This window comes from Streptomyces avermitilis MA-4680 = NBRC 14893, from assembly GCF_000009765.2.
Taxonomy (GTDB): Bacteria; Actinomycetota; Actinomycetes; order Streptomycetales; family Streptomycetaceae; genus Streptomyces; species Streptomyces avermitilis.
Map to the genome: position 1 here is coordinate 3593359 of NC_003155.5, position 14537 is coordinate 3607895.

Sequence of the window (14537 nt, forward strand, 5' to 3'; positions counted from 1 at the left end):
TCAGTCCTTTCCGAATTCCGCGTTGATGAAGTCGAAGAGCTCTTCATCCGAGGCGGAATCGAGCTTGCTGGTGATGTCGCCGTCGTCGGCTTCGAGTTCGTCCGCGCTCCAGGCGGAGGCCAGCCGGCGCAGCCGGGCCGCGAGCTGTTCGCGGGTGGCCCGGTCCGGTGGCGAGGTGGCGAGCGCGGCTTCGAGATGGTCGAGCTGGGTGAGCGCCGGCAGCGGAGCCCCGGCGACCGACCGCAGGACCTTGCTCTCCAGGTGCTCGGCGAGCGCGGTCGCCGTGGGGTAGTCGAAGACGAGCGCGGCGGAGAGCTGGACGCCGGTCGCGGCGATCAGGCCGTTGCGCAGCTCGACCGCGGTGAGCGAGTCGAATCCCAGCTCCCGGAAGGGGAGTTTGGCGTCGAGCGGGGCGTCGGCCGCGTAGTCCAGTACGGCGGCCACCTGCCGGTGGATCAGATCCAGCAGCAGCTGTCGCCGCCCGCTCTCGGACTGCTCGGCCAGCTGCTGCGCGAAGGACTGCCCGGCCGCCCGCGCACCGGCCGCCGAGGCCCTGCGCAGGGGTGCGCGGACCAGGCCGCGGAAGGGTGCGGGCAGGGTCGCCTCGGCCGCCTTCCCGCGCAGTACGGCCTTGTCGAGGCGCATGGGTACCAAGGTGGTCGCGTCCGAGTTCCACGCCGCGTCGAACAGGGCGAGACCCTGCCGCGGGGTGAAGGCGAGGACGCCGGCCTGGGCCATCCGCCGCCGGTCCACGTCGGAGAGGTGCGCCGACATGCCGGCCGTGGTCTCCCACAGGCCCCAGGCGAGCGAGGTCGCCGGCAGGTCGGCCGCGCGCCTGCGGTGGGCGAGTGCGTCCAGGAAGGCGTTGGCCGCCGCGTAGTTGGCCTGGCCCGCGCCGCCGAAGGTGCCGACGCCCGAGGAGAACAGCACGAAGTGGGACAGCCCGAGGTCCGCGGTCAGCTCGTGCAGATGCTGCGCCGCCTCGGCCTTGGGCCGCAGCACGGTGTCGATCCGGTCGGGGGTCAGGGTGGTGAGGACTCCGTCGTCGACGACTCCGGCGATGTGTACGACGGCGGTCACGGGGTGCTCGGCCGGTACGTCCGCCAGCGCGTCGGCCAGGGCGGCGCGGTCGGCGGTGTCGCAGGCCGTGAAGGTCGCGTCGGCGCCCGCCTCGGCAAGGACTCGGCCCAGTTCGGCCGCGCGCGGGTCGTCGGGGCCCCGCCTGCTGAGCAGCAGCAGGTGCCGCACGCCGTGCGCGGTCGCCAGGTGCCGCACGATCTCGGTGCCGATGCCGCCGGTCGCGCCGGTGACCACCACCGTGCCGTGTTCGCCTCCCGGGCCGCGTTCCGCCGGACCGTCGGTGGGCCGTTCGGTGACCTGGGCCAGCCGGGGCACGAGCACCTGGCCGTCCCGGACGGCGAGTTGCGGTTCGGCCTCGGTCAGTGCGGTTCCCACGGCGGCGGCGAGCAGTTCGGCGTCCGCGTCGCGGCCGCCGAGGTCGGCCAGGACGAACCGCTCCGGGTGCTCCGCCTGCGCCGACAGCAGCAGTCCGCGGGCCGCCGCCTGCGCCGGGTCGACCGGGGTGCCGTCCCCGGTGGACACGGCCGCGCGGGTGACGAGGACGAACCGGGCCCCGGCCAGGCGGCCGTCCGCGAGCAGTTCCTTGACCAGCTCCAGGGTGCGGTGGGTGGTGTGCCGCATGGACTCGACGGTCGCGCCGGGTTCCGTGTCCACGGACAGGACGACGAGCCCGGGCGCGGCGCCGTGCTCCGTGGAGCGGCCGAGGGACGCGAGGTCCGGGTGGGCCTCGACTTCGGCGCCCTGGGTGGCGACGAGCGCCTTGGCCAGGCCGTCCGCGCCGACGACGGCCCAAGGGCCGGCCGGTTCGGGAGCCACGGCCGCCACGGGTGTCCAGGTCAGGCGATAGAGCGAGTCAGGTCCGGTGGGGGCGCCGGCGGGCGTCGTGGCGGGCGCGGTGCCCGTCCGTACGCCGACGCGGTCCACCGAGAGCACCGGCTCGCCCTCCGCGTCCGACAGCAGCACGGCTACGGCGCCCGGGCCCGAGCGGGTCAGCCGGACCCGCAGCTCGGTGGCGCCGGTGGCGTACCGGGTCACCCCGGCGAAGTGGACCGGCTCGCCGGCGAGTTCGGTGATCAGGTCCGTCAGGCCCGCCAGCAGCTCGGGGTGCAGACCGAAGCGGTCGGCGTCGCCCGCCTCCTGCTCGGTCAGCACCAGCTCGGCGAACAGCTCGTCCGCCCGGCGCCACACCGCGTCCGCGCCGACGGGTTCGGCGTCGGCGGGCGGCCAGGCGGCGGGGTCGGGCTCGGGCCGGGCGGCCGCACCGCCGACGGTGCCGTGCGCGATCCGCGTCCAGGACTCGTCCCCGGCGTCACCGGAGTCCGTGGGCCCCACGTGGAGGGTGAAGTCCCGGTCGCCGTCCTCGTCCGGCGCCGCCACCACGAGTTGCAGCGGGGCGTGCGGTCCGCCGGGCAGCGCGGCGGGGACGTCGAGTTCGGCGATCCGGTCGCAGCCGAGGCTGCCGGCCGCCCACAGCACCAGATCGAGGATGTCGCCGCGGGACGGCGGCCGTTCTTCGTCGATGCCGGGCAGGCTGCCGCTGAAGAGCGACCCGCCGGTACCGGGCAGCGGCACGGCCGCCGTGAGCAGCGGGTGCCCGGTGCCCGCCAGGCCCGCGCCGGCCAGCGCCTCGACGCCGCCCGTGGGCGCGTCCAGCCAGTACCGCCGGTGCTGGAACGCGTACGTGGGCAGTTCCACCCGGCGGGCGCCGGTGCCGTGGAAGAACGCGGGCCAGTCGACGCGGCCGGTGCGCACGTGCAGCCTGCCGAGCGCGGTGAGCAGGGTCCGTACCTCGTCGCGGTCGCGGCGCTGGACGGCGATGCCGGTGGCGCCCGCCCCGGCCGACTCCTTCGCCATGGCGGTCAGCACGCCGTCCGGGCCCAGCTCCAGGAAGGTGGTCACCTCCTCGCCGAGCAGGCTGTCCACTCCGTCCGCGAACCGCACGGTCCCCCGCACCTGCCGCGCCCAGTAGGCGGGGTCGCACAGCTGCTCGGCGGTGGCCGGCTTGCCGGTCACGTTGGAGACGACCGGCAGTTCGGGCTCGGCGAAGGTCACCTGGGCCAGTTCGCGCTCGTACGCGGCGAGCATCGGTTCCATCAGCGGCGAGTGGAAGGCGTGGCTCACGGTGAGCCGCTTGGTGCGCAGCCCCGCCTCGGCGAGCCGGGCACCCGCCGCCGTGACGGCCTCCTCCGTGCCGGACAGCACCATCGAGGCCGGGCCGTTGACGGCGGCGACGGACACCTCGTCGAACGCGTCGCCGAGCAGCGCGGACACCACGTCCTCGGCCGCGGCGACGGACAGCATGGCGCCGCCCTCGGGCAGTTCCTGCATCAGCCGGGCGCGGGCGGTGACCACCCGGGCCGCGTCGGCGGTGGACCAGACGCCGGCCACGTGCGCGGCGGCGAGCTCGCCGATCGAGTGGCCGAGCACGGCGTCGGGCCGTACGCCCCAGTGCTCCAGCAGCCGGAACAGCGCCACCTCCACGGCGAACAGGGCCGGCTGTGTGTAGAGGGTCTGGTCGATCAGCGCGGCCTCGGGCGAGCCGGGCTCGGCGAACACGACCGAGGCCAGCGGGCGCGGCAGATGGCGGTCGAGGGCGGCGCACAGCTCGTCGAAGGCCGACGCGAACGCCGGGAAGGCCGCGTACAGGGCGCGGCCCATGCCGGTGCGCTGGGCGCCCTGGCCGGTGAAGAGGAAGGCGAGCCGGCCCTCGGCGCGCTCCTCGGCGACGGCGCCCGCGGACAGGTCCGTGAGGCCGCGGCGCAGTTCGTCCGGGTCGGCGGCGACGAGCACCGCCGCCCGGTCGAGGACGCTGCGGGTGGTGGCCAGGGAGTGGGCGAGATCGGTGACGCCGTGCCCGCCCTCGTCGAGGAGGGCGGTCAGCCGGGCGGCCTGGTCACGGAGGGCGTCCTGGGTGCGGGCGGAGACGACGACGGGGACGGGGCGGCCGGCGGTGGGGACGGAGACGCCGGGGGCGGGGCGCCCGGTGTCCGTGTCGGCCCGCTCGTCGGTGGGCTCGTCGGCCCGCTCGTCGGTGGACTCGCCGGCGGGCTCGTCGGGTGCCTCCTCCAGGGTGTCGGGTGCCTCCTCCAGGATCACGTGCGCGTTCGTGCCGCTGATCCCGAACGCCGAGACGCCCGCGCGGCGCGGTGCGCCGTCCCGTGGCCACTCCTGGGCCCGGTCGAGCAGTTCCACCGCCCCGGAACTCCAGTCGACGTGCGGACTCGGGGCGTCCACGTGCAGGGTGCGGGGCATCAGTCCGTGCCGCATCGCCTGCACCATCTTGATGACTCCGGCGACGCCCGCGGCGGCCTGGCTGTGCCCGATGTTGGACTTGACCGAGCCCAGCCGCAGCGGCCGGCCGGCCGGGCGGTCCTGGCCGTAGGTGGCGAGCAGCGCCTGTGCCTCGATCGGGTCGCCGAGCGTCGTGCCCGTACCGTGCGCCTCGACCACGTCCACGGCCGAGGCGGGCAGCGCCGCGTTGACCAGCGCCTGCCGGATGACCCGCTCCTGGGCGGGGCCGTTGGGCGCGGTGAGGCCGTTGGACGCGCCGTCCTGGTTCACCGCGGAGCCGCGGACCACCGCGAGGACCGGGTGTCCGAGCCGGCGGGCGTCGGACAGCCGCTCCACGAGCAGCACACCGGCGCCCTCACCGAGCGAGAACCCGTCCGCGGCGGCGGCGAACGGCTTGCAGCGGCCGTCGGCGGCCAGTCCGCGCTGCCGGCTGAACGCCACGAAGGAGGTGGGGTCCGGCATGACGGTGGCACCGCCCGCGATCGCCAGGTCGCACTCGCCGTCCCGCAGCGCCTGCGCGGCCAGGTGCAGCGCGACCAGCGAGGAGGAGCAGGCCGTGTCCACGGTGAGCGCGGGTCCCTGGAAGCCGAGCGAGTACGAGATCCGCCCGGAGGCGACGTTGGCGGACGCGCTGACGAGGTAGCCCTCCATGCCGTCGGTGGAGCCGCGCAGCCGGGTCCCGTAGGCCTGGTCGGTCAGACCGACGTACACCCCGGTCCTGCTGCCGCGCAGCGACCTCGGGGCGATGCCCGCGCGTTCCAGCGCCTCCCAGGACGATTCGAGCAGCAGCCGGTGCTGCGGGTCCATGGCCTGGGCCTCGCGCGGCGAGATGCCGAAGAAGCCCGGGTCGAAGTCGCCCGCGCCGTGCAGGAATCCGCCGTGGCCGACGTAGCTGGTGCCCGGCCGGTCGGGGTCGGCGGCGTCGACGAGTCGGCCGAGCGGCCAGCCGCGGTCGGTGGGGAACGGGGTGATCAGGTCGGCCTCGTCGCGCACGGCGCGCCACAGGTCCTCGGCGGAGGCGACGTCGCCGGGGTAGCGGCAGGCCATCGCGACGATGGCGATCGGGTCGTCCTGGTCGACGCGTACGACGGTGGCGGGTTCGGCCGGTACGGCGGCCTCGGGGGTGAGGCCGCGGGCCAGGAAATCCGCCAGTTCGGCGATGGTCGGGTGGTCGAAGACCATGGTGGCGGGCAGCCTGAGGCCGGTCGCGGTGCTCAGCCGGTTGCGCAGTTCGACCGCGGTGAGCGAGTCGAAGCCGAGCTCCTTGAGCGCGCGGGCGGGGTCGACGGACCGTGCGTCGGCGTGGCCGAGTACGGCCGCGGCCTGTTCGCGCACCAGGTCGCGCAGGGCCGCCGTGCGCTGGGGTCCGGTCAGTGCGGCCAGCCGTTGGGCGAGCGGGGAGGCGGCGGTGTCGGGCGCGGTGTCGTCGGTGGCCGGTTCGGGGCGGGCCTCGGGCAGTTCGGTCAGGAGGCGGGTGGGCCGCTCGAAGGTGAACTGCGGGGTGAACCGCTCCCAGTCGACGTCGACGAGCAGCAGCGAGGACTCGCCCTCCGCGAGCACCGCGGCGAGCGCGGAGACGGCGAGGTCCGGGTCGATGAGGGGCAGGCCCTTGCGGGAGAGGGTGTCGAAGACCGGGTCGTCGGCCATGCCGCCGCCCGCCCAGGGCGCCCAGGCGAGGGACACGGTGTGCACGCCGGCCGCGCTGCGGGCCTCGGCACGGGCGTCGAGCACGCCGTTGGCGGCGGCGTAGACGCCGTGGTCGCCGGCGCCCCAGGAGGCGCTGATGGAGGAGAAGTAGACGACGGCGTCGAGCTGTTCGGGGTCCAGGGCCGCTTCCAGGTGGGCGATGCCGGTCACCTTGGCGGCCATCGCCTCGGCCAGGTCGTCGGGCCCGGCCTCGGCCAGCGGGCCGAGCCCGCCGCCGCCCGCGGTGTGCACCACGGCGCCGATCGGGTCGCCGTCGCGCTGCGCCTCGGCGACCATCGCGGTCACCTGGGCCGGATCGGCGAGGTCGCAAGAGAGCAGGGTGACCTTGACGCCGAGCCCGGTGAGTTCGGTGACGAGCGCGTCGGCGCCGGGTGCGAGCGGGCCGCGCCGACTGGTGAGGACGAGGTGTTCCGCGCCCTCGCGGGCCAGCCAGCGGGCGACCCGCCGGCCGAGCGCTCCGGTGCCACCGGTCACGAGCACGGTGCCGCGCGGCCGCCAGCCCGTGCCGGCCGTGGCGCGCGGGGTGGCGCGTACGAGGCGGCGGCCGAAGACGCCCGACGGGCGCAGCGCCACCTGGTCCTCGCCGTCGAGGCCCGCGAGCACCGCCGCGAGACGGTCCGCCGTGCGGTCGTCGAGGGGGTCGGGCAGATCGACGAGGCCGCCCCAGGTGCCCGGGAACTCGAGCGCGGCGACCCGGCCGAGGGCCCATACGGCGGCCTGTTCGGGGTGGACCGGTCCGGCGTCGTCGTCGGTGGTGACGGCGCCGTGGGTCAGGCACCACAGGGGCGCGGTGACCCGGGCGTCGGCGAGCGCCCGCAGCAGGGCGAGGCTGAGCGCCGCGCCCGCCGGGACGACGGGCCGCTCCGGGTGCGGCGAACCGTCGATGCCGGTCAGCGAGACCACACCGGCCGGCTCCGTGCCGCCGAGGGCGCCGCGGAGGGCGGTGGCCAGGGTGGTGGGGTCGGAGCCGGGGTCGACGGCGAGCACCACGAGCTGTTCGGCGCGTTCCCGCAGGAGGGCGGTGACGGCGGCGGTCACCGGGTCGTCCGCGGTGCCGCCGGTGGTGGCGCCGGTCACCGGCTCGTCCGTGGTCCCGGTCCCGGTCAACGGTTCGTCCGTGGTCCCGGTCCCGGTCGGCACCACGAGGAGCCAGGTGCCGGGCAGCGTACGGCGCTCCGGCTCGGGCAGCCGGCGCCACTCGATGCGGTAGCGCCAGGACTCGACGGCGGCCCGCTCCTTGCGGTCGCGCCGCCAGGCGGACAGGGCCGGTACGAGCTCGCGCAGCGGCTGTTCGTCGGCGAGGCCGAGCGTGCCGGCCAGGGTGGGCAGGTCCTGTTGGTCCACGGCCTGCCAGAACCGCTCGTCCTGCGGGTCCTGGGCCACCGCCGGGCGGGCCGCCGGCCAGTAGCGGGTGCGCTGGAAGGGGTAGGCGGGCAGTTCCACCGGTGTGCCGTGCCGGCCGGGGAAGGCGGGCGTCCAGTCCACGGGGACGCCGTGCGTCCACAGTTCGGCCAGTGCCGTGCGTACGCGCTTCAGACCGCCCTCGTCGCGGCGCAGGGTGCCCGTCACCACCGGTTCCGCTCCGGCCAGTTCGGCGGTCTCGGTGAGTGCGGCGCCGAGCACCGGGTGCGGGCTGACCTCGACGAAGACGTCGTAGCCCTGCTCGGCCAGGGCGGTGACGGACGGTTCGAGGAGCACCGGTTCGCGCAGGTTGCGGTACCAGTAGGCGGCGTCGAGGCCGGTGGGGTCCTGCCAGTCGGCGGTCACGGTGGAGAAGAACGGGATCTGTCCCGGCCCCGGCCGGACCGGGCCGAGGGCGGTCATGATCTCGTCCTCGATCCGCTCCACCTGCGCGGAGTGCGAGGCGTAGTCGACGTCGATGCGCCGGACCCGGACGTCCTGGTCGCGGGCGTGGGCCACCAGGTCGTCCAGGGCGGCGGGTGCGCCGGAGAACACCACCGCGGAGGGGCCGTTGACGGCCGCGACGGAGACCTGTCCGTCCCAGCGCGGCAGCCACCGCTCGGCCTCGGCGAGGGGGATGCCGACGGAGACCATGCCACCCTCGCCGACGAGCGCGCGGAGCGCCTGGGCGCGCAGCGCGACCACGCGCGCCGCGTCGTCCAGGGACAGCGCCCCGGCCACGCAGGCCGCCGCGATCTCGCCCTGCGAGTGTCCGGCCACCGCGGCGGGCACCACGCCGTACGAGCGCCACAGCGCCGCCAGCGACACCATGACCGCGAACAGCACCGGCTGGACGACGTCCACGCGCTCCAGGGGCGTGCCCGAGCGCACGAGCTCGGTCACGGAGAAGCCCGTGTACGGCGCGAGGGCGCGCTCGCACTCGGCCCAGCGGGCGGCGAACTCCGGTGCGGTGTCGAGGAGTTCGGCGGCCATGCCGGGCCACTGTCCGCCCTGCCCGGGGAAGACGAAGACCGGGCCGCGTCCGGCGGCCCGGCGGGCCACGCCGGTGACCGTGGAGCCGGCGGGCTCCCCGGCGGCGATCGCGCGCAGCGCCTCGGTGAGCTCGCCGTGTCCCGCGCCCAGCGCGACGGCCCGGTGCTCGAAGTCCGACCGGGAGGTCAGCAGGGCGTGCCCGACGGCGGCGGCGGGCAGCTCCCGCTCGGCAAGACGGGCGGCCAGGCGGGCGGCCTGGGCGCGCAGCGCCTCGGGGGTGCGGGCGGAGAGCACCCACGGGAGGAGCGGTGGGGCGGTCGCCCCGGGCGCCTCTCCGGGGGTTTCTTCCGGCGCTTCTTCGGGCGCTTCCTCGGGCGTTTCTTCGGGCCCCTGTTCCAGTACGACATGTGCGTTGGTGCCGCTGACTCCGAACGCCGACACCCCCACCCGGCGTGGCTTCCCGGTGTGCGGCCACTCTCGGTTCTCGGTGAGCAGTCCCACCGTCCCCGCCGACCAGTCCACCTCGGGCGTCGGCTCGTCGACGTGCAGGGTTCGCGGCAGTACGCCGTGCCGCAGGGCCTGCACCATCTTGATCACGCCGCCGACCCCGGCCGCGGCCCCGCTGTGCCCGATGTTGGACTTGAGCGACCCCAGCCACAGCGGCTGTCCGGCCGGCCGGTCCCGCCCGTAGGTGGCCAGGACCGCCTGCGCCTCGATCGGGTCGCCGAGCGTCGTGCCCGTACCGTGCGCCTCGACGGCGTCGACGTCGTCGGCGGACAGTCCGGCGGCGGCCAGCGCCTGCCGGATCACCCGCTGCTGTGCTCCGCCGTTGGGCGCGGAGAGCCCGTTGGAGGCGCCGTCGGAGTTGACGGCGCTGCCCCGGACCGTGGCGAGGACGCGGTGTCCGTTGCGCCGCGCGTCGGAGAGCCGCTCCACGACCAGGACGCCCACGCCCTCGGCCCAGTTGGTGCCGTCGGCACTCGCGGCGAACGCCTTGCAGCGGCCGTCGGCGGCGAGCCCGCTCTGCCGGGCGAAGTCGACGAACGCGCCCGGCGTGGAGATGACGGAGACGCCGGTGGCGAGCGCGAGGTCGCACTCACCCTGGTGCAGGGCGCCCACGGCCATGTGCAGGGCCACCAGTGAGGAGGAGCACGCCGTGTCCACGGTGACCGCGGGCCCGTGCAGGCCGAGGGTGTAGGCGATCCGGCCGGAGATGACGCTCGCGGCGGTGCCGGTGGTCAGGTATCCGTCCGCCTCCGGGGCCCCTTCCAGCACCACGCCGTAGTCCGAGCCCGCGGCGCCGGCGAAGACTCCGGTGCGGCTGCCGCGCAGGGCCGCCGGGTCGAGGCCCGCGCCCTCCAGGGCCTGCCAGGACACCTCCAGGAGCAGTCGCTGCTGGGGGTCCATCGCGGTCGCCTCACGCGGGGAGATGCCGAAGAAGGCGGCGTCGAAGTCGGCGGCGTCGGGCAGGAATCCGCCCTTCATGGCGAGGTCCGGTGCCAGGCGGCGCAGGGCGGGCAGGTCCCAGCCGCGGTCGGTGGGGAAGTCGCCGACGCCGTCGCGTCCGCAGTGGACGAGGTCCCACAGGTCCTCGGGTCCGCGTACGCCGCCGGGGTAGCGGCAGGCCATGCCGACGATGGCGATCGGGTCGTCGTGGTCGGCCGTCGGGGCGACCTCGTCCTCGTGCTGTCGTACGCCGGACAGTTCGGCCAGCAGATGTGCGGCGACCGCCTGCGCGGTGGGGTGGTCGAAGACGAGGGTGGCGGGCAGCCGCAGCCCGGTCTCGGCGGCGACGCGGTCGCGGAACCGTACGGCCGCCAGGGACTCGAAGCCGAGGTCGCGGAACGGGCGTACGGGATCGATGGCGGCGCCGGAGGCGTGGCCGAGCACGGCGGCGGCCTGCGCCCGGACCAGTTCGAGGAGTTGGTGTTCCCGGTCGGCGGCGGGCGCGAGGACCACTTCGGCGGTCGGGGGTGCGGGCAGGGCGCGGACCTCGGGCAGGTCGGCGACGAGCGGGCGGGGGCCGCGCCCGGTGAGGACGGGGTGGAACAGGCTCCAGTCGACGTCGACGACGGCGCAGACGGGGTCGTCGGCGTCCAGGGCCTCGGCCAGCGCGGACACGGCGAGGTCGGCGGGGAGCGGCAGCAGGCCGGGGACCGGTGACGCCCCCGTGTCCGCCGGTGTCTCCCAGGGGCCCCAGCCGACGCAGGTGCCGGGGCGGCCGTCGAGGGTGCGGCGCTCGGCGAGGGACTCCAGGGCGGCGTGCGCGACGGTGTGCACGAGGTCCTCGGCGCCGCCCCAGGTGCCGGCGACGGTGGACAGCAGCACGAAGGCGTCCAGGTCCGCGTCGTGGAACAGCTCTTCGAGCCGTACGACGGTACGCAGCCGGTCCTGGACGGCGCGGGCCGGCCCGGCGGCGGTGAGGGCGTCCGGCGTGGACGGGCCGTCCGGGTCGATGCCGCTGAGGTGGACGACGGCGGTCACCGACGCCGTCTCCAGCGGGCCCAGGTCCCACTCGGTGACGGTGCACGGTCCGCCCGCCGCGGCGAGGACGGCGGCGTCGGGCAGGGGCGTGCCGGGGCGGTGCGCCAGCAGGAGCGTGCGAGCGCCGCCGCCGGAGAGGTACTGGAGGAGTTCCGGTGTGACGCCCGCGATGTCCCCGGTGATCAGGACGGTTCCGCCGGTGCGCCAGGCACGCTGCCGCCGGGGGCGCTGGGCGGGCAGCAGCTTCCTGGCGAAGACGCCGCCCGGCCGTACGGCGAGTTCGTCCTGGTCGCCGGGTGCGGCGAGGACGGCCGCGAGCAGCCGCAGGGAGCGCGCGTCGAGGCCGGCGGGCAGGTCCACCACGCCGCCGCCGGAGTGCGGGACCCGGCCGAGCCCCCACAGGAGGGCTGGGGCGGCACCGGGCACGGCCTCGGTGTCGACGGAGACGGGCGCCTGGTGGCGTACACTGGCGGGGCGCGCACCCCGGCCTCGGAGGGCTGAACGAGGGGCCAGGCGGGTCCAGCGGGTCGCGGACTCCGCGGGAAGCGCGAGCACGCCCGCGACGGGCCGGTCCTCGGGCAGCCGCGCGAGGGCGGGAGCGAGGCCGGGCCCGGCGGTCAGCAGCACCGCCCGCTCCCCCAGGGCCTCGGCGACCCGCGCTCCGTCGCCGTGACCGTCACCGTCGCTGTCGCCGTCGGGGGCGACGACCAGCCAGGTGCCGGTCGGCCGCGCGTCGGTGTCGACGTCCGGGTACGGCGTCCAGCCGACCCGGTAGCGCACGCGTCCGGTCCGGTCGGCCGGTTCGGCGGTGCGTGGTGCCGCGGGGGTGGCGGGCAGCCAGTAGCGCTCGCGCTGGAAGGCGTAGGTGGGCAGGTCGGTGCTGGTCGCGCCGCGGGCGGCGAGCGGGGTGTCCCAGTCGACGGCCACGCCGTGCACGTGCAGTTCGGCCAGCGCGGACAGGAACGTGGCCGGCTCGGGCCGGTCGTGCTGGAGGGTGGGGACGAGGGCCACCTCGCGGCCCGGGTCGCCGAGGCTCTCGCGCGCCATCGCGATGAGCGCTCCGCCGGGCCCCAGTTCGAGGCAGGCGGTGACGCCCTGGGCGCCGAGCCAGCGGATGCCGTCGTGGAAGCGCACCGTCTCGCGGACCTGGCGGACCCAGTACTCCGGCCAGTTCGCCTCGGGCGGGACGGGTGCGCCGGTCAGGTTGGAGACCATGGGGATGCGGGGCGGGCGGTGTTCGAGGCCCTCGGCGACCTCGCGCAGCCGCGCCAGCATCGGTTCCATGTGGACGGAGTGCGCGGCGTGGCTGATGGGCAGCTTGCGCGTCTTGCGCCCGCGCTCCTCGCACCGGGCGCGCACCCGCTCGACGGCGTCCGCGTCACCGGAGACCACCACGGACCGGGGTCCGTTCACCACGGCGATGGTCGCCCGGTCGCCGACGTCGGCCCGCGCGATGAGTTCGGCGAGTTCCGTCTCGGAGGTCTCGACGGCGACCATCGCGCCGTCGGTGCGCAGGGTCTGCACGAACCGGCCGCGCGCCGCGACGAGGGTGCAGGCGTCGTCCAGCGAGAGCACCCCGGCGCAGTGCGCGGCGGCCAGCTCGCCGGTGGAGTGCCCGAGGACGAAGTCGGGGACGACACCGGCGTGTTCGACCAGCCGGAACAGCGCGACCTCCAGCGCGAACACCGCGGCGAGCGCGTACCCGGTCTGCTCGATCAGCGGCAGTCCGTCCACGACGCGCCCGTCGAGGATGTCGTCGAGCGGGTGGGCGAGTTGCGGGTCGAGCCGGTCGCGCACCTCGTCGAAGGCGCGGGCGAACACCGGGAAGGTCTCGTACAGTTCCCGCCCGATGCCCGCCCGCTGCGAGCCCTGGCCGGTGAACAGGAAGGCGACGGGGCCGCTCGGCACGGTCCGGCCGCGTACGACGCGGGGGTCGGGCTCGCCCGCGCCGAGGGCGGCCAGGGACGTGAGGAGTTCGGTGCGGTCGGCGCCGAGCACGACGGCGCGGTGCGCGAGCCGGGCGCGGCCACGGGCCAGGGATCGGGCGATGTCCAGCGGGCGCCGTCCGGGGTCGCCGTCGGCGTACCGGTGCAGCCGCCGTGCCTGGGCGCGCAGCGCCTCCTCGCTCGCGGCGGACAGCGTCCACGGGACGGGGGCGGCGGGCGAGGTGTCGGGGCCGGGCTCGGGTGCGCCGTCCGCGCCGCTCGCGGCGGGGTCGTGTTCGAGGACGACGTGGGCGTTGGTACCGCTGATGCCGAAGGAGGAGACGGCCGAGCGGCGCGGCCGGCCGGTGCTCGGCCAGGTCTGTTCCTCCGTCAGCAGCCGTACGGCGCCCGCCGACCAGTCGACCTGGGGTGTGGGTTCGTCCACGTGCAGGGTGCGCGGCAGCAGTCCGTGCCGCATCGCCAGCACCATCTTGATGACTCCGGCCATGCCGGCCGCGGCCTGCGTGTGACCGATGTTCGACTTGACCGAGCCGAGCCACAGCGGCTCGTCCCCGGCCCGGTCCTGGCCGTAGGTGGCCAGCAGGGCCCCCGCCTCGATGGGGTCGCCGAGCCGGGTTCCGGTGCCGTGCGCCTCGACCGCGTCGACCTGGCCGACGCTGAGCTGGGCGTCGGCGAGGGCCTTGCGGATGACGCGGCGCTGGGCGGGACCGTTGGGCGCGGTCAGTCCGTTGGAGGCGCCGTCCTGGTTGACGGCCGTGCCGCGGACGGTGGCCAGGACGGGCAGGCCCTGTTCCCGGGCCGTGGACAGCGGCTGGAGCAGGAGCACGCCGACGCCCTCGCCCCAGCCGGTGCCGTCGGCCGCCGCGGCGAACGCCTTGCAGCGGCCGTCGCCCGCCATCCCGCCCTGCTCCGCCATCTCGGCGAACAGCTGGGGTTCCGCCATCACCGCGGCACCGCCGACGAGCGCGAACGAGCACTCCCCCGAGCGCAGGGCCCGTACCGCGAGGTGCAGGGCGACCAGGGAGGAGGAGCAGGCGGTGTCGATGGTGATCGCGGGCCCCTGGAGGCCGAGCGAGTAGGCGATCCGGCCGGAGGCGACGCTGCTGGTGGTGCCGGTCAGGACCAGGCCCTTGACCTGGTCGAGGAGTTCACCGTCGCGCGGGCCGTACTTCTGGTCGGCCATGCCGACGAACACCCCGCCGTCGGCGCCGCGCACCGTGGTGGGGTCGAGGCCCGCCCGCTCCAGGACCTCCCAGGAGGTCTCCAGGAGCAGCCGCTGCTGCGGGTCCATCGCCAGCGCCTCACGCGGCGAGATGCCGAACAGCCCGGCGTCGAAACCGGCCGCGTCGGCGAGGAAGCCGCCCGCGAGGCGGAAGTCGCCGCGCAGGTGGCCGGTGCGCCAGCCGCGGTCGGTGGGGAACCCGGAGATGGTGTCGGTGCCGGTGCGCACGCACTCCCACAGGTCCTCCGGGGAGGCGATGCCGCCCGGGAAGCGGCAGCCCATCGAGACGACGGCGATGGGTTCGGCGGCGCCCGCCTCCAGTTCCTGCACCCGCTGCCGGGTCCGCTTCAGGTCCGCGGTGACCCGCTTGAGATAGTCGACGAGCTTGTCGTCATCCACCACTGCGATCAACT

Annotated in this window: 1 pseudogene; it reads right to left on the reverse strand. The window is 76.0% G+C overall.

From position 1 onward, the window contains the following. Nucleotides 1–14508, reverse strand: a pseudogene (locus SAVERM_RS15055) (type I polyketide synthase); the annotation flags it as partial. Between the last annotated feature and the right edge of the window lie 29 nt (nucleotides 14509–14537).